Annotated in this window: 20 protein-coding genes; 16 read left to right on the plus strand and 4 right to left on the minus strand. The window is 63.5% G+C overall.

What is annotated here, in order from left to right; translation table 11 throughout:
- Positions 1 to 4 precede the first annotated feature (4 nt).
- From DEM27_RS01585 to DEM27_RS01605, 5 genes are all read left to right on the plus strand, one after another.
- Complete coding sequence (locus DEM27_RS01585) at positions 5 to 1,213, plus strand: tyrosine-type recombinase/integrase (protein ID WP_109456428.1); 1,209 nt, start codon at positions 5 to 7, stop codon at positions 1,211 to 1,213.
- Between the two features lie 517 nt (positions 1,214 to 1,730).
- On the plus strand, positions 1,731 to 2,753 hold the full coding sequence (locus tag DEM27_RS01590; protein WP_165823323.1) for a ParB N-terminal domain-containing protein: 1,023 nt from the start codon (positions 1,731 to 1,733) through the stop codon (positions 2,751 to 2,753).
- Positions 2,659 to 4,062 (plus strand): sigma-54-dependent transcriptional regulator, encoded by a 1,404-nt coding sequence (locus DEM27_RS01595; protein ID WP_109456430.1) that lies wholly within the window; start codon positions 2,659 to 2,661, stop codon positions 4,060 to 4,062. Before DEM27_RS01590 ends, DEM27_RS01595 begins: the two co-directional genes overlap by 95 nt.
- Positions 4,055 to 6,064 carry a sensor histidine kinase gene (locus DEM27_RS01600; protein ID WP_109456431.1) on the plus strand — a complete coding sequence of 670 codons (2,010 nt, stop codon included), beginning with the start codon at positions 4,055 to 4,057 and terminating at the stop codon, positions 6,062 to 6,064. Before DEM27_RS01595 ends, DEM27_RS01600 begins: the two co-directional genes overlap by 8 nt.
- 235 nt (positions 6,065 to 6,299) lie before the next feature.
- Positions 6,300 to 7,952: an OFA family MFS transporter gene (locus tag DEM27_RS01605; RefSeq protein WP_109456432.1), complete on the plus strand. Its 1,653-nt coding sequence runs from the start codon at positions 6,300 to 6,302 to the stop codon at positions 7,950 to 7,952.
- A gap of 443 nt (positions 7,953 to 8,395) precedes the next feature.
- Here the strand turns inward: DEM27_RS01605 and DEM27_RS01610 are convergent, their stop codons facing one another.
- Entirely contained in the window at positions 8,396 to 9,067 is a 672-nt protein-coding gene (locus DEM27_RS01610) for a GNAT family N-acetyltransferase (RefSeq protein WP_109456433.1), read from the minus strand.
- 20 nt (positions 9,068 to 9,087) lie between these two features.
- Positions 9,088 to 9,768 carry a pyridoxamine 5'-phosphate oxidase family protein gene (locus DEM27_RS01615; protein ID WP_109456434.1) on the minus strand — a complete coding sequence of 227 codons (681 nt, stop codon included), beginning with the start codon at positions 9,766 to 9,768 and terminating at the stop codon, positions 9,088 to 9,090.
- 145 nt (positions 9,769 to 9,913) lie between these two features.
- Here DEM27_RS01615 and pdxR point away from each other — a divergent pair, with 145 nt between their 5' ends.
- The 5 genes from pdxR (at position 9,914) to DEM27_RS01640 (ending at position 14,630) form a co-directional block, all read left to right on the plus strand.
- Positions 9,914 to 11,299, plus strand: coding sequence for a MocR-like pyridoxine biosynthesis transcription factor PdxR (pdxR, locus tag DEM27_RS01620; protein WP_245445648.1), 1,386 nt, complete (start codon positions 9,914 to 9,916; stop codon positions 11,297 to 11,299).
- A gap of 206 nt (positions 11,300 to 11,505) precedes the next feature.
- Entirely contained in the window at positions 11,506 to 11,718 is a 213-nt protein-coding gene (locus tag DEM27_RS01625) for a hypothetical protein (RefSeq protein ID WP_109456436.1), read from the plus strand.
- Between the two features lie 189 nt (positions 11,719 to 11,907).
- Entirely contained in the window at positions 11,908 to 13,473 is a 1,566-nt protein-coding gene (locus DEM27_RS01630) for a Ppx/GppA phosphatase family protein (RefSeq protein WP_109456437.1), read from the plus strand.
- Positions 13,474 to 13,480: 7 nt separating this feature from the next.
- The gene (locus DEM27_RS01635) at positions 13,481 to 14,233 is read left to right on the plus strand and encodes an RlmE family RNA methyltransferase (protein ID WP_109456904.1); all 753 of its coding nucleotides are present in this window, start codon (positions 13,481 to 13,483) and stop codon (positions 14,231 to 14,233) included.
- 13 nt (positions 14,234 to 14,246) lie between these two features.
- Positions 14,247 to 14,630: a VOC family protein gene (locus DEM27_RS01640; RefSeq protein ID WP_109456438.1), complete on the plus strand. Its 384-nt coding sequence runs from the start codon at positions 14,247 to 14,249 to the stop codon at positions 14,628 to 14,630.
- On the opposite strand, the gene DEM27_RS01645 is transcribed toward DEM27_RS01640, so the two are convergent.
- Positions 14,631 to 16,037, minus strand: coding sequence for a DHA2 family efflux MFS transporter permease subunit (locus tag DEM27_RS01645; RefSeq protein ID WP_109456439.1), 1,407 nt, complete (start codon positions 16,035 to 16,037; stop codon positions 14,631 to 14,633).
- A gap of 196 nt (positions 16,038 to 16,233) precedes the next feature.
- Here DEM27_RS01645 and DEM27_RS01650 point away from each other — a divergent pair, with 196 nt between their 5' ends.
- Complete coding sequence (locus DEM27_RS01650) at positions 16,234 to 17,226, plus strand: MBL fold metallo-hydrolase (RefSeq protein WP_109456440.1); 993 nt, start codon at positions 16,234 to 16,236, stop codon at positions 17,224 to 17,226.
- Between the two features lie 194 nt (positions 17,227 to 17,420).
- Complete coding sequence (locus tag DEM27_RS01655; protein WP_109456441.1) at positions 17,421 to 18,518, plus strand: helix-turn-helix transcriptional regulator; 1,098 nt, start codon at positions 17,421 to 17,423, stop codon at positions 18,516 to 18,518.
- Positions 18,519 to 18,613: 95 nt separating this feature from the next.
- Here the strand turns inward: DEM27_RS01655 and DEM27_RS01660 are convergent, their stop codons facing one another.
- On the minus strand, positions 18,614 to 18,925 hold the full coding sequence (locus DEM27_RS01660) for a DUF1476 domain-containing protein (protein WP_109456442.1): 312 nt from the start codon (positions 18,923 to 18,925) through the stop codon (positions 18,614 to 18,616).
- A 297-nt stretch (positions 18,926 to 19,222) separates the two neighbouring features.
- On the opposite strand from DEM27_RS01660, the gene guaB reads away from it, so the two are divergent.
- The 4 genes from guaB (at position 19,223) to DEM27_RS01680 (ending at position 22,328) form a co-directional block, all read left to right on the plus strand.
- Positions 19,223 to 20,722, plus strand: a complete 1,500-nt coding sequence (guaB, locus tag DEM27_RS01665) for an IMP dehydrogenase (protein ID WP_109456443.1) — start codon at positions 19,223 to 19,225, stop codon at positions 20,720 to 20,722.
- Positions 20,722 to 21,300: a hypothetical protein gene (locus tag DEM27_RS01670; protein WP_109456444.1), complete on the plus strand. Its 579-nt coding sequence runs from the start codon at positions 20,722 to 20,724 to the stop codon at positions 21,298 to 21,300. The genes guaB and DEM27_RS01670 overlap by 1 nt, the downstream gene beginning before the upstream one ends.
- A gap of 138 nt (positions 21,301 to 21,438) precedes the next feature.
- Positions 21,439 to 21,801, plus strand: coding sequence for a hypothetical protein (locus DEM27_RS01675; RefSeq protein WP_109456445.1), 363 nt, complete (start codon positions 21,439 to 21,441; stop codon positions 21,799 to 21,801).
- Positions 21,802 to 21,908: 107 nt separating this feature from the next.
- The gene (locus tag DEM27_RS01680) at positions 21,909 to 22,328 is read left to right on the plus strand and encodes an MAPEG family protein (RefSeq protein WP_109456446.1); all 420 of its coding nucleotides are present in this window, start codon (positions 21,909 to 21,911) and stop codon (positions 22,326 to 22,328) included.
- Positions 22,329 to 22,388: the final 60 nt, after the last annotated feature.

Below are 22,388 nucleotides of genomic sequence, written 5' to 3' on the forward strand. Positions count from 1 at the left end.
CTTTATGTCTGTTCGAAAGCGCGAATGGACCAATCCGAAGGGCGATAAAAAACAGGCATGGGTAGTCGATTACATCGATACCGCTGGAAAACGTCGCCTCAAAACCTTCCGACTGAAAAAGGAGGCTGACCAATTCGCCGCCACGGCCTCCGTCGAGGTCCGGGAAGGCGTCCACGTCGCAGACAGCGCCACTGTCACGATACAACAGGCTGGCAAGCTTTGGCTAAAATCCGGCGATGCAGCCGGATTGGAGCGGACAACGGTCGATCAACGCCGCCAACATCTCAATTTGCACATCATACCATTCGTCGGTGCTGTGAAGCTGTCAAAGGTAACCGCGCCATGGGTGAGAGCTTTTCAGGATCAGTTGCGCAGTGAAGGCCGATCGGCTGCGATGGTGAAGCGTGTCACGATTTCCCTTGGCAGCATCCTGGCTGATGCGCAGGGCAGGGGCTTGGTCGTGCGCAACGCCGTCCATGAGCTGTCCAAAGCAAGGTCGGGCGCGAAGGCTTCAGAGAAGCGCGCCAAAGCACGTCTCCGGGTCGGCGTGGACATTCCGACCAACGCGGAGATCCGCGCAATTCTGGAGGCCGCCACAGGGCGCTATCGCCCGCTTCTCGTCACGATGATCTTCACCGGGCTGCGCGCCAGCGAGGCGCGCGGGCTGCGCTGGGACGACGTTGACCTGAAAAAGGGTGCGCTGCATGTGCGCCAGCGCGCCGACCGTTACGGCGAGATTGGGATGCCCAAGAGCGGATCAGGGCAGAGAACAGTACCTTTACCACCAATGGTGACCAACACGCTAAAGGAATGGAGATTGGCTTGTCCGGCGAGCGAGGCTGATCTGGTGTTCCCCAATCAAGCTGGCAACATCGAATTCCATAACAACATGTTGCACCGAGGCCTTTGGCAAACGGAGATAACTGCCGGCGTCACTGTGGAAACGGCGAAGGTCGATGAGGGAGGAAACCCGATCTTGGCAGCCAAATATTCAGGGTTCCACGCGCTACGCCATTGGTACGCCTCGTGGTGTATCAATCGGAAAGCGGACGGCGGGCTGGAACTGACGCCAAAGGCCGTGCAAACCCGCATGGGGCATAGCTCCATTCAAGTGACCTTCGACACCTACGGCCACCTGTTTCCGGCCGCTGATGAGGGGGCGGAAATGGCTGCCGCCGAGCAAGCTTTGTTCGCGGTCCCGTCAGCGACATGAGGCAGCCCTATGCATTTCCGGAATGTTGATCCGCAACATGGGTGCAACATGGGCGTAAAAAGGTCAATATTTTCAAAGTAACTGAAAACACTCTGACTCCGTTAATCTTGGTTCGAATCCAGGTTCCCCAGCCAATTTCCCCTCAGTAAAAATTATCAAATGATTTGAATACGTTGGATGGGCTATTCGACCCACTGCGTACCTGTGGACGTACCTCAATGCGTACCTCTGGGCCAACTTTCCTCTCGACTGAGCATAACCTACCGGCACCCGACTGATTTGCGATTGGTGATTTCGGCCCACTATAGGAGCCGTCTGGCGCGTTACCCCCGCACTGGTCGGCTACGCGGCCGGTCGATTACCGCCCACCATAGGGAGTACCCGCGTCCTCTGGAGTGATTACCCCGCCCCTGAAGAGCGCGACTACTCGTCGTCTAACCACCACTCCACCCCCGCAGCAACTCTCCCGACCACCACGGGGGAGCGCATCTGCATGCGACAACCGCAAGGAAATGGAATGAAGATCGAGACCATCAGAAAACGGATGGACAAAGTCGAAATCGGGCGAGCTACTGGCCCGTTCGAGGTCGAGCTTTCAGACATTCAAATCGACCCAACGATGCAAGTTCGTGACCGTATGGACAAGGGCAACCTGCATCGCCTCCGCTCGGCATATCGTGCAGGCAGCGAGGTTCCTCCATTGCTGCTGGCGTTCGTCGGAACCGATGATCAGCACCTTTTCGTAATCGATGGGCATCACCGCTTCACCACCCTCGAACTGCTTGCAGCGGAAGCAAGGCACCGAGGAGGCAAACCAGTCGATGCCGTGCAAGCGATGATCGTCAAGCTCTCACCTGACGAAGCTCGCTACCAAGCGGCCATCGCCAACAACGCCCACGGTTTACAACTGAAATCCAAGGAAAGCCGTAGGGTCTTTGCAACCTATGTCAGAGCTGGCCGTCACAGAACTTTGGACGGGTTCAAATCGTACCGGGAGATCGCCAAGGAGATGGGACGCGATCACAAAACAATCGCAGCCTGGATGAGGTCAGACTTTCCGGCAGAGGCAACCCGCATGGGCGAGCCTGAGAAGGCCACGGAAGGAGGCGATGGACCTCCACGTCCAATCGTGATGCTCAAGCACGAGATCGACGCTTGGCTGCTGGAAGGTCGGAACCTATTCGATCAGGGACGTAGCGGCGACCGTAGTGGCCTTGTGGAAGGCATGGAGCGGTTAGTTGAGGCGTTCAAGGCAAATCTGGCGAGCGAGGACTGGGACGGCCTCATTCCCGGCATCGACGTGGCACTTTCGAGGATGAGCCTGCCTTCCGCCTTCTGTGCCGCCGGACAAAAGCAATCGTTGCCCCGGGTTGAGATGACTTGTGCTCTTCACGGCGGCTTCTTATTGTGCCGGCATTGGGTACTGAACCATCGGAGGATCGCAGGTGCCGACAAAAACCGTGGGCGTCTTGCGCGACACGTCCGCCGATCCCGAGTTCGGCCCCTGGCTGGCGCAAGCGTCCATCCTGGTCGTCGATGACGAACCGGGGATGCGCAATTTTCTCATGCGGACGCTTGGACCGCGTTGCAAGCGGCTGGAACTTGCCGCCGATACGAACGAGGCCTCGCTGAAGCTCGACCAGCATCATTTCGACGTGGTCATTCTCGACAATATCATGCCGAAGAAGAACGGCGTGGAATGGCTGGCCGAGCAGCGGGCGATCGGTTTCTTCGCCGATGCCATCCTGATGACCGCTTATGCCGATCTCGAAACGGCGATCCAGGCGCTGCGCGCCGGCGCGGTCGATTTCATCCTGAAGCCCTTCCGCTCCAACCAGCTGCTCAACGCCGTGGCGCGCTGTCTCGATCGCAGCCGCCTGCAGCGTGAGAATTACGTGCTGCGCTATGAGCTGAAGGCGACGTCGGATCATATCCTGTTGCGCGACAGGCTGATTGGCGAATCCTCTGCCATCGCCGGAGTGCGCGAGACGATTGCCCGCGTCGCGCCGCTGCCGACGTCGGTGTTGCTGACCGGGCAATCCGGCACGGGCAAGGAGGTGGCGGCGCGCTCGCTGCACACCCTTTCCGATCGGTCGGCAAAACCTTTCGTACCGGTCAATTGCGGGGCCATCCCGGCCGACATGATCGAAAGCGAGCTGTTCGGTCATTTGAAAGGCGCCTTCACCGGGGCCGAACGGGCGCGTGAAGGCTTGTTCCTGCATGCGCAGGGCGGCACGCTGTTTCTCGACGAGATCAGCGAGATGCCGCCGGCCACGCAGAGCAAGCTGTTGCGCGTGCTCGAGGACCGCAAGGTGCGGCCTGTCGGCTCCGAACGCGAGGTGCCGGTCGACCTGCGCTTCATCTTCGCCACCAACGCGGAACTGGAGAAGGAAGTCCAGGCCGGCCGTTTCCGCGCCGATCTGTTTTTCCGCATCAACGTCATGCAAATTCACCTTCCGCCTCTGAAGGAGCGGGGCGGCGATTCCGTGGAGCTTGCCATGCTTTTCATGAAGAAGCTCTCCGCGCAGCTCGCAATGCCGGAAGTGCCGATCGATGCGGCGGCGCGCCGGGCGCTCGCGACCTATGATTGGCCCGGCAATGTACGCGAACTGCGCAATCTTATCGAACGGACGTTGATCCTCGGCCGCTTCCCGGAGGCTTTCGGGTCCGGCGCGACGGCGCCGGCCCTAGGCGAAGGCATGGGTGACGGCGGATCGCTTGCCGATGTCGAGCGCCGGCACATCCTTGCCGTGCTCGCCGCCTGCAACAACCAGCGCGACGACGCGGCGCGCCAGCTTGGCCTTTCGCGAAAGACCATCGACCGAAAACTGGCCGCCTGGGATGGCTGACCGCATATCCGCTATCCGGCCGGCGCGCTCCGTACGCTACAGGTTGTTGGCCATCGCGCTGCTGCCCATGCTGGTCATCCTGCCGCTGCTGCTCGGCGTCACGGTCTATCGCTGGAACGAAAAGTTCGATGCGGCGCTGATTTCCAAGGTGAACGGCGACCTGACCATCGCCCACCAGTATCTTGCACATATCCTCGACAACACCGGCGAGCATGTCACCGCGCTTGGCGGCTCGGTGCGTTTCCAGGAGGCCGCCGATGACGTGGCCGGGCTTCAATCGCTGCTCAAGGAGGCGCGGGCGCGGCTGGAACTCGATTTCCTCTATGTGATCGATCTGAACGGCGTGCTCGTCACATCCGTCACCGACCGGACGGCAGGCTCCCTTCGGACCGACTGGCCCGTCATCCGCGATGCGCTGTCGGGCAGGCCGTCGACGGGTATCGACATATTCGACAACACCGACCTTGAGAACCTCTCCGCCGATCTTGCCGTCCGCGCGCGCCTGCCGCTCGTCTCCACCCCGAACGCCGTGCCGACCGAACGGCTGGAGGAAACGCGTGGCATGGTGGTGCAGAGCGCCACGCCCGTCACCTTGGCGGAAGGGCGCGGGGCCGTCCTAGTGGGCGGTATCCTGCTCAACCAGAACCTTGTTTTCATCGATACGATCAATGATCTCGTCTATCGTGAGGCAAGCTTGCCGGAGGGCAGCCAGGGCACGGCGACGCTTTTCCTCGACGACGTGCGCATCAGCACGAATGTGCGCCTCTTCGAGGGACGCCGTGCGCTCGGCACGCGTGTTTCCGCGGCGGTGCGTTCGGCCGTGCTCGGCGATGGGCGGACGTGGCTCGACAGCGCATTCGTTGTCAACGATTGGTACATCTCCGCCTACGAGCCGATCACCGACAGCCACGGCAAACGCGTCGGCATGCTTTATGTCGGTTTTCTCGAAGCGCCGTTCACCGCAGCAAAGCGCCAGACGGTGCTGACCATCCTGCTCGCCTTCCTGGCGATCACGGCGGCGAGCGTGCCCATTTTCCTGCGCTGGGCACGCGGTATCTTCAAGCCGTTGGAGCGCATGGACGCCACGATCGCGAAGGTCGAGAGCGGCAACCTCGGCGCACGCACCGGCCCGGTCGATAGTCAGGACGAGATCGGCCGTGTCGCGACACATCTCGACATCCTGCTCGACCAGCTGGAGCGAAGCGACCGGCAGCTTCGGCGCTGGAACGAGGAGCTGAATGCCCGCGTCGACGAACGTACCCGTGAACTGAAGCTCGCCAACCGGCAACTGGAGGCCACCACGAAACAGCTTATCATGTCGGAGAAGCTTGCGGCCATCGGCGAGATCACGGCTGGCGTGGCGCATGAGATCAACAATCCCATCGCCGTGATGCAGGGCAATCTCGAAGTCATCCGTTCGGTGGTCGGCGACCGCGCCGAGCAGGCAAGGGTCGAGTTTCAGCTTCTCGACGAGCAGATCCAGCGCATCAGCCAGATCGTCACGAAGCTCCTCCAATTCGCAAAGCCGGAGGAATTCGCCGGCTTTATCGACCGCCATGCACCGGGATTGGCGGTGGCCGACTGTCTGCCGCTCGTCCAGCATCTTCTTGCCAGGGCCGCGATCGAGGTACAGCTGGAAAACACCGCCGAGCGCCTGGTGCTGATGAACCGCACGGAACTGCAGCAAGTCATTGTCAACCTTGTCGTGAATGCCATCCACGCCATGCCCGATGGCGGCAGGCTCGCCATCGAAACACGCGACAGTGACCGTGGTGAACGGCGCGGCGTCGAAATCGTCGTCAGCGACAGCGGTGTCGGCATGGATCCCGACGTGGCGGCGAAGGTGTTCGATCCGTTCTTCACCACCAAGCGCCAGGAGGGGACCGGCCTTGGCCTTTCCATCAGCCAGACGCTGGTCACCCGTCAGGGTGGCGCCATCTCCGTCACCAGCCACCCGGGCAAGGGCGCGACCTTCGTCGTCTGGCTCCCCGAGGCCGAGTGAGCGGACAAACTGTCCGTCGCAAGGACAAATTGTCCGGTATAACGGCGGCACCCTATCTTTAAATCATTGAATCAAAATGATTTATATCTGGCACGCCTCTTGCAGTGGTGTTGCCGGGAGGTCCGGCGAACTGCCGTCTGCATGGAGGGTGCGGGCGTTTCGCCGGCTATGGGACAATCGTTCCTCTCCCTATAGCGACATCTGCGCATCCCCGGATGCGCTGCGGAGGAGAAACATGACCATATCGACCGACACCTATGCCGGCGGCTATTCCGGCAGCATCCTCGACCGGGAGCGCATCATCGCCAAGCCCGGTTTCAACCGCTGGCTTGTCCCGCCGGCTGCGCTTGCCATCCATCTGTGCATCGGCATGGCCTATGGTTTCAGTGTGTTCTGGCTGCCGCTGTCCAAGGCCATCCCGGGCGCTGCCGACGCAGCCTGCGCCGATCTCAATCTCGTATCGGCACTGTTCACCACGAGCTGCAACTGGCGTGTCGCCGACCTCGGCTGGATCTACACGCTGTTCTTTGTGCTGCTCGGCTGTTCGGCCGCCATCTGGGGCGGCTGGCTGGAGCGTGTCGGGCCGCGCAAAGCCGGCTTCGTCTCCGCCTGCTGCTGGTGCGGCGGCATCGTGGTGGCGGCCATCGGTGTCATCACCCATCAGCTCTGGCTGATGTGGATCGGTGCCGGTGTCATCGGCGGGATCGGTCTCGGGCTCGGTTATATTTCGCCCGTGTCCACGCTGATCAAATGGTTTCCGGATCGGCGCGGCATGGCGACCGGCATGGCGATCATGGGATTTGGTGGTGGTGCGATGATCGGTGCGCCGCTCGCCAACATTCTCATGAATGTTTTCAAGACCGACACGACAGCCGGTGTCTGGCAGACTTTCCTCGTCATGGCCGCGATCTATTTCTGCTTCATGATGGGCGGCGCATTCAGCTACCGCATTCCACCGGCCGGCTGGCGGCCCGAGGGCTGGACGCCGCCGGCATCCAAGTCGACCATGATCACCACGAAACACGTGCATCTGCGCGACGCGCACAAGACGACGCAGTTCTGGCTGATCTGGCTGGTTCTCTGCCTCAACGTATCGGCGGGCATCGGCGTCATCGGCATGGCCTCGCCCATGCTGCAGGAGATCTTCGGCGGGCGTCTGCTCGGCCAGCCGGAATTGGGCTTCAGCCAGCTGGATACGGACCAGAAGGCCGCCATCGCCGCCATCGCCGCCGGCTTTACCGGACTGCTCTCCCTGTTCAATATCGGCGGGCGGTTCTTCTGGGCCTCGCTCTCCGACAAGATCGGCCGCAAGAATACCTACTATACATTCTTCATCCTCGGTATCGCGCTCTACGCCTTGGCACCGACGCTGGCGGACATGGGCAACAAGGCGCTCTTCGTGCTCGCCTTCGGCGTCATCCTGTCGATGTACGGCGGCGGCTTCGCCACTATTCCCGCCTATCTCGCCGACATATTCGGGACACAGTTCGTGGGGGCGATCCATGGGCGTCTGCTGACGGCCTGGGCAACGGCCGGTATCGTCGGTCCCGTCGTGGTCAACTACATCCGCGAGGCGCAGATCGCCGCAGGCGTGGAGCCGGGCCCGGCGCTCTACACCGGGACGATGTACATTCTCGCCGGCATGCTGGCGCTAGGCCTCGTCGCCAACTTCCTGGTGCGCCCGCTCTCCGACAAATGGTTCATGTCCGATCAGGAAGTCGCGTCGCTGCAGGCCAAGTCCGCAGCGGCAAGCGCCGGCCCGACCGGCTCCTTCGGCATAGGAAAGGGTGGCCTCGACGCCAAGGCCGTGCTCGCCTGGGCCGTTGTCGGTATTCCGCTGTTGTGGGGGATCTGGGTGACGCTGAGAAACACGGCCGCGCTGTTCTAGGGCCTCCTGCTGACGTCCTGAGCCCCGGTTGATACCGGGGCTTTCGAACCCGTCAGCGGCAAGTACGGGCAATATCAGACCGCATGTGCCGCTGGCAGACTCGTTCACGTCGCCATTTGTTTGATTCCTTGAGGCATCTTGCACTTGTGCATCGTGCCGAGCGAATGTCGCTTGCAGCCCTGAACGTTTTGGGCTGCATGCGCCCTCATTGAGGCCCTCTGGGTGAAATCGGTGACGCAAGAATTCTGTAATTTTCCTAAAACCGAGCGGTGGCCTTTTGTGTGATGCGGCGGACCCCTTGGAATGCTTGTTCGGGCAGTGGCGGGCGGTCGCTGGAAGAAGCGATCAGCCGTCTTGGAAAGTAACAATCAGCATCTCACCGACGAGCGGCACTGCTTCGGCCCGAAACTCCCTCCTCTTGAGGGGCGGAGCTGCCACATCCTTCAAAACCGCAAGGCCTTCCTCTGTCGTCCCTCGCCGTCGAAATTCGCCGGATCGAGCCAGGCCTCGTAACCGGTCTTCAGCGACGGCCATTCGCTGTCGATGATCGAGAACCAGGCCGTGTCGCGGTTGCCGCCCTTGGTCACCATGTGCTGGCGGAAGACGCCTTCGAAGGTGAAGCCGAAGCGGAGTGCGGCTCGCTTCGAGGGCTCGTTGCGGTCGTTGCATTTCCATTCGAAACGGCGATAGCCGAGGTCGTCGAAGACATGCCGGGCAAAGAGGTAGAGTGCCTCTGTGGCGACCTGCGTCCGGGCGATGGCCGGCCCCCAGAGAATGTTGCCGATCTCGATCACGCCGTGGACGGTGTCGATGCGCATCAGCGCCTGACGGCCTTCGGCGCGGCCCGTCCGCTTGTCGATGACGGCGAAGAACAGCGGATCCTCGCTGGCCGCCGCTTTCTGCAGCCAGGGGGTGAAGGCGGCAAGATCCGCCGGCGGTTCTTCGAAGAGGTAGCGGAACCGTTCGTCGCCGCCAGGCGCCTGGGCAGACGCCAGCAGGTCGGCGCCGTGCCGGCCGGGGTCGAGCGGTTCGAGGCGGGCATAATGTCCCTCCAGCGCCTTGCGTTCCGGGCGCGGCGTGCCCTTCCAGGTCGTCAGGTCCTTTTGGTCGGTCATCGTAGGTTCCAGTCTTGGTTTCAGCGCAGGCGGCCGGAGCGGATCAGGGCGTCGAGGGCGGCGGGCAAAGCGATGCTTTCCGGCAGGTCCGGTGCCGGTTCCGCCGCCGCCAGTCCGTGCCGGACCGGCAGCACGCCGGCCCAGACCGGCACATGCGCTTCCTCCGGGTCGCCGGGCGGCGCGTCGCGCACCTTTGCCGTCGCCTCCTCGATATCCATCCATAACACGGATGTAGCCTTGAGTTCCTGCGTTGTCATCGGCCTCAGATCGTCCCAGCGGCCGGGAAAGAAGCTGTCGGTGAAATATTTCAGCGCCGCTGCCTTTTCCTCCGGCTCCTCGACGGTGCGCGCCGTGCCGAAAACCATGGCCGAACGGTAGTTGATCGAATGGTTGAAGGCCGATCGGGCCAGCACATAGCCGTCCATGATGCTGCAGGTCAGGCAGACCGGCATGGCATCGGAGGCCCGCAGGAAGCGGCTTGCGGCCGACCCGTGCCAGTAGACGCGGTCGCCTTCCCGCCAGTGCAGCGTCGGTGTCACGTAGGGCGCGCCGTTGATCGTGTAGCCGACGTGACAGAGCGGCGTGGCGTCGAGCACGGCATAGACGTCGCTGCGGCCATGGCTGCCGCGGTCGTGGCGCCGGCGCACGCGGCTGCGTTCGGTGGTGGGGTAGTCGCCGGCCTCGGCCGAAACATGGTCCATGGGAAAGTCCTCTTGATCGATGCGGGGAAATTGCCTTGCAAATGGTCTTGTGTAAAAATCCACTTCTGCAATTTGTGGCAAACCAATTGAGGAGGCTGCCCTGGACAATCCGACATGGCTGAGCCTCGATCGCGCCGCGGGAGATCTGGAGGGGCAGCTTTATCGCGCCCTTCGCGACCATATCCTTGCCGGTGGCATTGCCGCGGGGCAGCCGCTGCCGGCAACGCGTGCCCTGGCCGCGGCGCTTGGCGTCGGTCGCTCCACCGTTGTCGGCGCCTACGATCGCCTGAAGGCGGAGGGGTATGTCGAGGGGCGGGCGGGCTCGGCGACCCGTGTCGCCGGGCTTGCGCCGCCCTTGCTGGAGGGGTGGGGACCGGCCCGCCCGCCGGCATCGTCGTTTGCGCCGGAGCCGGTTTCTTCCGGCATGCTGGTGCCGGGCGTGCCGGATGTCGAGGATTTTCCTCATGCCGCCTGGGCGCGTTGCCTGGCTGCCAGGGGACGGGCCCTGCGGGTGCACGATCTCGGTTACGACGACGTCTGCGGCCTGCCGATGCTGCGACAGGCAGTGCTCGATCATGTCGCCGTGACGCGCGGCGTGGTGGCGAAGGCCGGGCAGGTGCTGATCGTGCCCTCCACCCGCGCCGCCATCGATCTGCTCGGCCGCCTGCTCCTGCCGCCGCAAGGGGGCCGCGAGGCCGTCGCCTGGATCGAGGAGCCGGGATATTCTGCCGCGCAGGGGCTGTTGCGCCGGGCGGGCGCGCAGCTCGTGCCCGTCGCCTGCGACGAGGCCGGCATCGATCTCGCCAAGGCCGGCGGGCCGGCGCCGCGGTTGATCTACGTCACGCCCTCGCATCAATATCCGACGGGCGTGACCATGAGCCTGCAGCGGCGGCTGGCGCTGCTCGATTTCGCCCGGTCGCAGGGTGTCCTGGTGCTGGAGGACGATTACGACAGCGAATTCCAGTACGGTTCCCGGCCGATCGCCGCCCTGCAGGGCATCGATCGTGGCGAGGTGGTGGCCTATCTCGGCACGTTTTCCAAGGTCCTGGCTCCGGGCCTGCGCGTCGCCTATCTCATCGTGCCGCCGCGGCTCTTGCCGCAGGTCGCCGTCGAACAGCGCCTGCGTGGCCTGGCGGTCCCGGTCCATATCCAGGCGGCATTGGCCGATTTCATGCGCGAGGGGCGGTTGCGGGCCTATCTACGGCGGATGACGGTCCGTTATGCCGAGCGGATGGCGGCGACGGTCGCGGCGCTCGAACGCCATTGCGGCGCCTGGCTGCAGGTCGCTTCCGGCTCCGGCGGGCTGCAACTGGCGGCCTGGTTCCGCGATCCCGGCATCGACGACCGGGCGGTGGCGCGGTTGCTCAATGCCGAGGGGTACGGCCTGAAGCCGATGTCGGACCTGTTTCTCGGGCCGCCGCGTCCGGGCCTGCTGTTCGGCATCGCCCGCGTGCGGCCGGATGAAATCGACAGGGTCGCCCGGCGGATCGGCAGCCTTTTCGACGAAGCTTGCCACCGTCGTGCCGTTTAGGGCGGGGCCGCTTGCCGGACGTCCCTCCTTCCTGAATTTCCGACTTTCACGAAGGTTTTCCGGGGATTGAGCGCTTCTTTTCGTGCAGGATGTCTACAAAGTTTGCATAGTGCCTCAATTAACGTACAATCACGGGCCATCGAGAGATTCGTATCCCGGAAATGATTTACCGAGTCGGGAAAAAATTGCGCTTTGGAGGAAACTATATGCGCGCACCCAATGCTCGAGCCCCGATCAACAGCGATCAGCTGACTTTGCTGCGAGATGTTTTCGACGAAGCTTGCGCCGAGCATGGCATCCAGAAGGATAGCCAGGATGCCGAAGCTTTGGCGGTGATTCTCGTGCATTCCCTGCAGAAAGGCGTCCGGGACAAGGAACAACTGGTCTCCCTTGCCCATGTGCTGACTGCCGATCGATAACAATCATCCTTTCCGTCCAGGCTTGCCAGTGTTTGTCAGGCCCTGTTTTCCCGTTGTCCTCTGCGACAATGGCGGCGGCGCAAAAAGAATTTGGCGAAAGCCCTTGCCGCTGGTATCATAGCCCCAACGAAAATCGAGCGAGTGCCAGCTGCATGCCCCAGGCGTTGCGCGGCGCGGTGGATAAGACACGTGAAAGACCCCGATCGCGGCCCAGAGTCGCAAGATGCCGGGGCGTCGACGGCAGTCCGCAAGCGGGGGAAATCCTCCCGTCGCGGCAAGTCAAAGCGCACCGGGGAAACCCGTGACGCGGCGAATTCTGCCCATACAAGCCAGGCCGGTGTTCCCGGTGTGGCTGGACGTCCTGTTTACAACGATGCCTCAGAGCCATCCCGCAAGCGCAAACGCCGTCGTCGCGGCGGCAATGGTTTGACCAAGGCGGCCGCATCCGTTGCATCGCCCGCCCAGATCGCCGGTAGTTCGCCCGCTCACGAGGCAACGCCGTCAGCGGCGCCAGCACCGGCGCGGGCCAAGAAGAACAAGCGCAAGAACAAGAACCGGCGTGGCTCGCAGGCGCGACCGCTCGCCCCGGTGCAATTGCCCTCCGTGTCCGCTCCGCCGTCGGTTCAAGCCAGAATGCCGCGTTCGGACCACGGCGAAACCGGCGAGACCGGCCGCCAGCGTCCCGACAGGGAGCATGGCGGCGAACGCGCCGGCCATCGCGGGGCGGACGGCTATCCGCAGGATCTGTATGCGGCGCTCGACCTCGGCACCAACAATTGCCGTCTTCTGATCGCCCAGCCCACGAGGCCGGGGCAATTCCGCGTCGTCGATGCCTTTTCGCGGATCGTCCGGCTCGGTGAAGGCCTCGGCGCCAGCGGGCGCCTGTCCGACGAGGCGATGGAGCGGGCCGTCGAGGCGTTGCGCATCTGCGCCGGCAAGCTGAGAAGCCGCGAGATCCGCCGCATGCGGCTGATCGCGACGGAAGCCTGCCGCGCCGCCGCCAATGGCGAGGAGTTTTTGGCACGCGTGACGGCGGAAACCGGCCTCCAGCTGGAAATCATCAACCGCGAGACGGAAGCGCGGCTTGCCGTTTCCGGCTGCGCGTCGCTGGTGGGGCGCGACGCCCGCTCCGTCGTGCTGTTCGATATCGGCGGCGGTTCGTCGGAAATCGCGGTGCTGCGCATCGGCGAAAACCGCTCCAACCGTCTTGCCAACCATATCACCCACTGGACGTCGCTGCCGGTGGGCGTCGTCACGCTCTCGGAGCGCCATGGCGGCCGCGACGTTTCGCCGACGGTGTTTGCCGCCATGGTCGACGAGGTCGACGGCATGCTCGCCCGTTTCGATTGCCCGGCGCTCGATGCCTCCATGCCGCTCGACGATTTTTACCTGATCGGCACCTCCGGTACGGTGACGACGCTGGCCGGCGTGCATCTCGACCTGCCGCGTTACGACCGCCGCCGCGTCGACGGGCTCTGGCTGTCGGATTCGGAAGTGACGGAAATGCAGGCGCGCCTGTTGTCCTGGGATTTCGCCGGCCGCGCCGCCAATCCCTGCATCGGGCCGGATCGCGCCGATCTGGTGCTGGCCGGCTGCGCCATTCTCGAAGCCATCCGTCGCCGCTGGCCGGCCCGGCGCATGCGCGTCGCCGATCGCGGCTTGCGGGAAGGCCTGCTGACTGACATGATGGCGGATGACGGCGTCTGGCGCCGCGGCCGCCAGCGCCGCAGCCATCGCAGCGGCAGGGAACGTTGAGGAACCGATGACCAAGCCACCGATCGGCGGAAATCGCACCGGCCGCAAGCTCGGCCAAAAAGTCAAGAAGGGCAAGCTCAAGGCGTCGTCGCGGCGCTGGATCGAGCGGCATATCAACGATCCCTACGTGCAGCGCGCCCAACTCGAAGGGTTTCGCGCCCGCGCGGCTTTCAAGCTATTGGAGATCGACGAAAAGCACCAGATCCTCAAGGGCGCGCGCCGGATCATCGACCTGGGGGCGGCTCCGGGCAGCTGGTCGCAGATCGCCGCCAAGGTGACCGACTCCACCGACGAGGATATCCGCGTCGCGGCCATCGATTTCCTGGAAGTGGCGCCTCTGCCGGGCGTTGCCCTGCTGCAGATGGATTTTCTCGATGATGCCGCACCCCAGGCGCTGATGGATGCGCTGGGCGGCGCGCCCGACGTCGTGCTGTCCGACATGGCGGCGCCGACCACCGGCCACCAGAAGACCGACCATATCCGCACCATGCATCTCTGCGAGGTCGCGGCGCATTTCGCTATCGAGGTGTTGGCCAAGGGCGGCCATTTCCTCGCCAAGACGTTTCAGGGCGGCACGGAGCGCGAGCTGCTGAACCTGCTGAAGCAGAATTTCCGCCAGGTCATCCACATCAAGCCGCCGTCCTCCCGGGCGGAGTCGGTCGAGATGTTCCTGCTGGCCAAGGATTTCAAGGGACGCGCCCGGCCGGACATGTCTGGCGATGATGCGGAAGCACCCGCCGCCGACCCGGTCGAGGAATAGACGGGCCGTCGCGATGCTGCTCTACGTCACCATCGGAAGCAACGACCTCTTCCGTTCCCGGCTGTTCTACGATGCCGTCCTGGCGGAACTCGGCTACAAGCGCCAGCGCGAAAACATCGAGGAAGTGGGATATGCCGCCGATGGCGATATCCGCTGCCGGCTGTGGGTGGTGACGCCGTTCAACCGCAAGGCGGCGACCATCGGCAATGGTTCGATGGTGGCGCTCGAGGCGCCGAGCCGGGCGGCTGTCAATGCCTTCCATCGCGCCGGTCTCGGCCATGGCGGCACGGATGAGGGCCTGCCGGGCCTTCGCCCTTTCCACGCCGATTTTTATGCCGCCTATCTGCGCGATCCAGACGGCAACAAGATTTCCGCCGTCTGCGAACGTCCGGAATAATCACTCCGCCTTTTCGGGTTCCAGTCCCACGTCCTGCCGATGGCCGGAAACGGCTGCGCCGGCATTGCGATCCATGGCGATGAAGGGAATGGCGCCGAACAGCGAGACGGCGGCGACGACGAAGAAGGCGAGATGGAAATCGCCGATCTGCAGATGCGTGCCGCGGATCAGCGTCGCCCCTTCCAGAATGGCCGCGGCGAAGGCCACGCCCAGCGCCAGGCTGATCTGCTGCAGAACGGAGCCCAGCGAGGTCGCCTGGCTCGCCTGCTCGTCGGGAATATCGGCGTAGGACAGCGCATTGACGCCGGTGAAGAAGAACGAGCGGGTAAAGCCGGCGAGCAGCAGGAAACCGATCAGCACGAGATAGGGCGTCTCCGGCGTGAAGAAGCCGTTGGCGGCCGTGGCGACGGCGCTGATCACCGCCGTACAGAGCAGCGTCGTGCGGAAGCCGATCGCCGCGAAGACCCGTTTTGCCATGAATTTCGTGGTGATCGCGCCGATGGCGCCGGCAAAGGTGATCAGGCCGGACTGGAACGGCGAAAGCCCGAAGCCGATCTGCAGCATCAGCGGCATCAGGAAGGGAATGGCGCCGATGGCGATGCGGAAGGTCGAGCCGCCGATGGTTGCGGCGCGGAAGGTCGGGTTGCGAAACAGGTTGAGGTTGATGATCGGCGCCGGATGCCGGCGGGCGTGGAACACATAGGTGACGCCGCACAGAAGGCCGATCGCCGTTGCGGTGATGCCGATTGCCGGTGGCAGCGCCGGCAGGCTGATCACCGACATGCCGAACACCGTTCCGGCGGCGGCGATGGCGCTGAGCAGGAAGCCGCGCACATCCATGGCCGGCGGCGCGGTGGCTTCCACGTCCGGCAGGTAGATCTGGGTCAGCCACAGCCCGGCGATGCCGACCGGCACGTTGATCAGGAAAATCCAGTGCCAGCTGAAGAAGGTAGTAATGAAGCCGCCGAGCGGCGGGCCGGCCAGCGGCCCGACGAGGGCGGGAATGGTCAAAAGCGCCATGGCGCCGACCAACTCGCTGCGTTTCGTCGTGCGCAGCAGAACCAGGCGCCCCACGGGCGTCATCATCGCCCCGCCCATGCCCTGCAGGAAGCGGGAGAGAACGAAGGCGAACAGGCTGGACGATACCGCGCAAAGCACCGAGCCGATCATGAAGACGACGATCGCCATGCGGAAGATCCGTTTGGCGCCGAAACGATCCGCCATCCAGCCGCTGACCGGAATGAAGATCGCCAGGGCCACCATGTAGGAGGTCAGGGCGAGCTTCAGCGTGATCGGCCCGACGCCGAGGTCGGTGGCAATGGCGGGCAGGGCGGTGGCGATCACCGTGGAGTCCATCTGTTCCATGAACAGGGCGACGGCGAGAATAAGCGGTACGACACGATTCATCGGCGAGATAGCCTTTCGATTCTCTCGTTCGGCCCGTCTCTACGCCCTGGCCGGCGTTCTGCCAATGGCTGATGATCGCACAAGATCACGTCTGCGTGAAACCCTGTTCTTCGACTTTCGGCTGGCGCTATCTTGTCCTTCGTCAAGTCTATAAGCAAAGCGCGGCACCGGATGCCGCCAGAGCCAGAGGTGGACCATGCCGATGTCGTTTTCTTTGAACCGTCGAACGCTTTTCGGCGCAGTCGGGGGAGGGTTGCTGTCGGCACCCTTCCTGATGAGCCGCGCCGCCGTTGCCGATACCGATCCTGGAGCTGGAATGAAAAAGACGCAACTGCCCGACATCCACCAGTTCAAGGTCGGAACCTTCAATGTCGTGGTCGTCAAGGACGGCGCCCGGCCGATGGAAAAGCCGAACGAGATCTTCGGCACCAACCAGACGCCGGAGGCGGTGGGTGAGTTGCTGACCCAGAATTTCCTGCCGGCCGACCGTTTCGTCAACAGCTTCTCGCCGACGCTGATCGACACGGGTTCGGATGTCGTGCTGTTCGATACCGGCCTCGGCGCCGCTGCGCGCGAGCAGGGCGGCGGGCGCCTTCTGGATGGCCTGGCGGCGGCCGGTTATTCCCCCGAGCAGGTCAGCATCGTCGTGCTCACCCACATGCACGGCGACCATATCGGCGGCCTGATGGAGAACGGCGCGCCGGCCTTCAAGAATGCCCGTTATGTCGCCGGCCAGGTCGAATATGATTTCTGGTCCGACAAGGCACGCGAAGGGTCGCCGGCCGAGGGCGGGCACAAGGCGGTGCTCGCCAATGTCGTGCCGCTGGCGGAAAAGACCACCTTCATCGGCGATAACGCCACGGTCGTGCCGGGCATTACCTCGGTGCTCGCCGCCGGCCATTCTCCCGGTCACATGATCTTCCGTGTCGAATCGGGCGGCAAGCAGCTGATCCTCACCGCAGACACCGCCAACCACTTCGTCCTGTCGCTGCAGCGGCCGGATTGGGAGGTGCGCTACGACATGGACAAGGCCGCCGCCGCCGCGACGCGCAAGAAGGTCTTCGACATGATCGCCACGGATCGCCTCGGCTTCCTCGGCTACCACATGCCGTTCCCGGCGGTCGGCTTTGTCGAGAAGGTGGATGCGGGGTATCGTTTCGTGCCGAAGTCCTATCAGTTCGATATCTGACCGGTGTCGTCCCCGTCTCCGCGGCTAAACCCCGGATACTGCGCTGTGCATGTCGCATATGGATACGCACGAAAGCGTGTATATTGATTGCATAACTTTCGTTTTGTTGTGTACCCTTCTGCGAGGAGGACGGTCATGCGCCCGTGCCACGACGTGCAGGACCATCAGGGACGTGCCAAAGCGAGGAGCCTGATATGGATGCCGTGACGGACGGATTGATCGATCGCGTCTATGAAGCCGCTATCGTTCCGGAACTATGGGGCGAGACCTGTGATCTCATCAGTGCGGAGATCGGTGGTTTCTCCACGGCGCTCATTACCGTTGCCCCGCAAGGGGCGCTGCGCTGGGTTTGCAGTCCCTGCATCACCGAGCAGATGGCGATGTATCAGGCAAGCGGCCTTGCCGAGCGTACCGAACGCCCCCGGCGCGGCCTTGAACTGGCGCCGGGAAGCTTCATGCGGGATATCGATCTCCAGACGATGGAGGAGTTGCAAAACGAACCGCTCTATACCGAACTCCTTCAGCCCATCGGCCTTTCCTGGGAAATGGGTGCCGTCTTCCTGGAACCTTCAGGGGCGATGCTGATCTTCAGCATGCTGGCCAGGACCGAGGATGGTCCGTTCGACGAAAATGCCGTTCGCCGGATCAATACGGTCAAGGCGGATCTTGCCAGGGCGGCCTTCATGTCGACACGGCTTGCGTTTCGCGAAGCGCAGACCATGGCGCAGAGCCTGTCGACTGTCGGGTTGCCGGCCGCGGTGATCGGCGATCGTGGCAATGTCGTCGCCATGAACGACCGCATGGAAGTGCTGGCTCCCCGGGTGATGACCACGGCCTCCGACAGGATGCGTCTGGCCGATGCCGAAGCGAACGTATTGCTTTCGTCGATACTGGAGACGTTGCGCCTCGATAAGGCGCCGAAGGTTCAGTCCATCCCGATCGCGGCGCAGATCGATGCACCGGCGCTGGTGCTGCATGTCGTGCCGGTCAAGCGCAATGCACGGGATATTTTCACCCGCAGCTACGCCCTGGTGGTGATCACGCCGGTCGGGCAGGTCGGGCCGCCGGATCTCAAGGTCATCTGCGGGCTTTTCGATCTCACCCGTGTCGAGGCGCGGGTGGCGCAGGAGCTGACCAAGGGACGAACCGTCGAAGAGGTCGCCCTGTCGCTCGGCGTCGGCCGCGAAACGGTTCGCAGTCACCTGAAATCGATCTTCGCGAAGACCGGCGTCAGCCGGCAGCAACAGCTGGTGCTTCTTTTGTCGGGGCTCGGGCAATCGCTTGCCGGCTGAGGCGGAAGAGGCGGGCGTCAGGTTCCGTCTTGCGCCTGCAGAAATGCCAAACGCGGACGCCCGGGAGCGCCCGCGTTCGATAGGGAACGTCGAGATCAGCGCCCTTCGTACATGTCGTTGGCGACATCCTTGAGCATCGACGTCATGCGACAACGGATCTCGTCATCGAGAACTTCCACGCCTGCGGCATCGAAGTCGCGGCGCAGGCGGGCAAAGACGCCGTCCGGATCGGCGATGTCGGCGGTGGTCAGTTCGCGGGCATAGGCCTGCGCGTCGTGCCGGCGCAGGGTGGCGGCGGCCCAGAGGCCGATCAGCGCGTTGCGGCGCGCCTGAGCCTTGAACATGAATTCCTGATCATGGGCGAACTTGTCTTCAAGCGCGCGGGCACGCTTCAGCAAAGCAGTCATGTGTCATCCCCGTTTGGATCGATTTTTGTCCCCGGCCGTTTTCCCCTGGCCGTGAAAATCCTTTTAGAACAGGAGTTTTAAAGAACCGGCCATGAGGAACGGCTAATAAATGGTCAAGAATATGTCCGGCTTTTTTGGGAATTGTTGTCGTCTGGCCGCGGTCGACGTTTTGCTATTCCCTTCCTGTCATAGACGTGTTACCAGCCCTCGCCAACTTCCAAGCAATTCTTGCTGATCGCCGGGACGACGATTCGTACCGGGAGGATCGGCATTTTCTTCCAGATAAGGAATTTGGCCATGGCGCGGATCATAGAAACGGCAACCGGGGCAGACGCCCTTACCTTCGACGACGTGCTGCTGCAGCCGGGGCACTCCGAAGTTCTTCCCGGCCAGACGAACATCGCCACCCGGATCGCCACCGACATCGACCTCAACCTGCCGATCCTGTCCTCCGCCATGGACACGGTGACGGAAAGCCGCCTGGCGATCGCCATGGCGCAGGCCGGCGGCATCGGTGTGATCCACCGCAACCTCACCCCGATCGAGCAGGCCGAAGAGGTCCGCCAGGTCAAGAAGTTCGAAAGCGGTATGGTCGTCAATCCGGTGACGATCGGCCCGGACGCCAAGCTGGCCGAAGCCCTGTCCCTGATGAAATCTCACGGCATTTCCGGCATTCCGGTGGTCGAAAATAGCGGCAACGGCAGCCGCGCCGGCCGCCTCGTCGGCATCCTGACCAACCGCGACGTGCGGTTTGCCTCCGATCCGGAGCAGCGCATCTACGAACTGATGACCCGCGAAAACCTCATCACGGTGAAGGAAAGCGTCGATCAGCAGGAGGCCAAGCGCCTGCTGCACGCCCATCGCATCGAAAAGCTGCTGGTGGTCGATAGCGACGGCCGCTGCGTCGGCCTCATCACCGTCAAGGATATCGAGAAGTCGCAGCTGAATCCCAACGCCTCGAAGGATGCACAGGGCCGGCTGCGCGCCGCCGCCGCCATCAGCGTCGGCGACGACGGCATCGAGCGCGCCGAGCGGCTGATCGATGCCGGCATCGACCTGATCGTCGTCGATACCGCCCATGGTCACTCGCAGCGGGTGCTGGATGCCGTCGCGCGCGTGAAGAAGATGTCGAACTCGGTGCGCATCATGGCCGGCAACGTCGCGACGGCGGACGGCACGAAGGCGCTCATCGATGCCGGCGCCGATGCCGTCAAGGTCGGTATCGGCCCGGGTTCGATCTGCACCACCCGCATCGTCGCCGGCGTCGGCGTACCGCAGCTGGCGGCGATCATGTCGGCCGTCGAGGCGGCGCGTGCCGCCGACATCCCGGTCATTGCCGATGGCGGCATCAAATATTCCGGCGATTTGGCCAAGGCGATTGCCGCCGGCGCCTCGGCGGTGATGATCGGCTCGCTTTTGGCCGGTACCGACGAAAGCCCGGGCGAGGTCTATCTCTACCAGGGCCGCTCCTTCAAGGCCTATCGCGGCATGGGCTCCGTCGGCGCAATGGCCCGCGGCTCCGCCGACCGTTATTTCCAGGCGGAAGTGCGCGACACGCTGAAGCTGGTGCCGGAAGGCATCGAAGGCCAGGTGCCCTACAAGGGGCCGGTCTCCGGCGTTCTTCACCAGCTTGCCGGCGGCCTCAAGGCGGCGATGGGGTATGTCGGCGGCGGCACGCTCAAGGACTTCCAGGAGCGCGCCACCTTCGTCCGTATCTCCGGCGCCGGCCTGCGCGAAAGCCATGCGCATGACGTCACCATCACCCGCGAAAGCCCGAACTATCCGGGTGGTCTCTGATGCCGGACGCCGGCGAGCGCGGGTTCCTGTTCAGGATCCGGCTGCTTGCCGGCATCTGCCTGGCCTGCCTGCTGCTGGCGGCCTGGATCGCCTGGCAGTTCGTGCAGGCCGCCAACGGGTTTCCGATCTGGAGCCTCGTCTTCGGCACGGCGACACCGGCGGATATCGCCTTCCTGCGCGACATGCTGCTGTTGCCGGAGCGGCGGGAGGCGGCGGTGCTGCTGTTCTGGCTCTATGCCGGACCGGACCTGATCCTGCCGGCCTGCCTCGCCGCACTGGGCCTCGTGTCGATGCGGCGGCTGGCGCCCTGCGGCACGCTGTTCGGCCGCCCCGTCCGCGGCGGCTTGCTGACGGCGCTCCTGGCGCTGCCGTGCATCTATGTCGTCGCCGACTATGCCGAGAATGCCCTCAGCCTCGCCTATTTTTCGACGGCCGCGCCGCCGCGTCCGGTGATGGAACATGCGCCTGTGCTGCTGCCGTGGCTCGGAAGCGTCAAGATGGCGTTTTTCCTGGTTTCGGCGCTGACCATCATGCGCTTCTGGCTGCTGCGCCGTTTGGGCGAAAGCGATGTCGGATAAGGGTTGCCGGGAATAAGCATTCGCTTTGCCGAAGAACAGTCTAGCCCCCAATTATGTTCGTTTCCGGCGCCGTCGTTTGCGCCTAATATCCTGCCACGCCGACCGATCCAGGTGCGGCGTTCCAATTTGGGGGATACCATGAAGAAGCTTCTCGTTTCGGCGATGCTCATACTCGGCATGGCCGCTCCGGTCGCCGCACAGACCGTCAGCGCCGGTACCTACAACGTTGAAGGCACGAACCTCGACGGTTCGAGCTACGAAGGCACGGCAACGATCACGCTCGCCAGCGAAACCACCTGCGTCATCGAGTGGAAGACCGGCTCGACGAACTCCCAGGGCGTATGCATGCTGAACGGCGATGCCTTTGCCGCCGCCTATGTCCTCGGCGATGCCATCGGCCTGATCGTCTACAAGGTGACCGGCGACGGCACGCTCGACGGCGCCTGGACGATCACCGGCAAGGACGGCAGCGGCACGGAAAAGCTGACGCTCGCTCAGTAAGCCTGGCCGATTTGCGAAAATCAATGCGCCCGCGATCGACCTAAATGCTTGATCGCGGGCGCATTTTCTTGTCTGGATGGCGCGACGAATTTTTTGAAGGAAACACTATGTCCGCCACAGCCGCCATCTTCTGGCCGATGGTCGCCCATGCGGCCCTGGTCTTCGGTCTCTACGGCCTGCTCGGCCTGCGCCGCGCCGCCATGGTCAGGCAGGGAAAGGCCCGCATCGAACAGTTTCGCGAAAACCGCGACGAACCGACCGAAAGCCTGGTGGTGCGCAACAATCTCGCCAACCAGTTCGAGTTGCCGGTGCTGTTCCACGTCTGCTGCCTGGCGCTGTATTTCGTCGAGGCGGACAACCTGCCGATGGTCGCGCTCGCCTGGATCTTCGTCGTTTCCCGCTATGCCCACAGTTTCATCCACGTCACCGGCAACCGCCTGTCGCGCCGCCAGCCGGCCTTCCTGGTCGGTTTCGTCACGCTTGGCCTGATGTGGGCCTGGTTCGCCGTCTGGCTGGCCATGAGCTGACCCTGTCGCGGAAACGCGATTTTGTTCGCCGGGCCGCCTCGTGGAAAAGCAGCACAGGCC

Origin of the sequence: Rhizobium album, assembly GCF_003122325.1 — a bacterium.
Taxonomy (GTDB): domain Bacteria; phylum Pseudomonadota; class Alphaproteobacteria; order Rhizobiales; family Rhizobiaceae; genus Metarhizobium; species Metarhizobium album.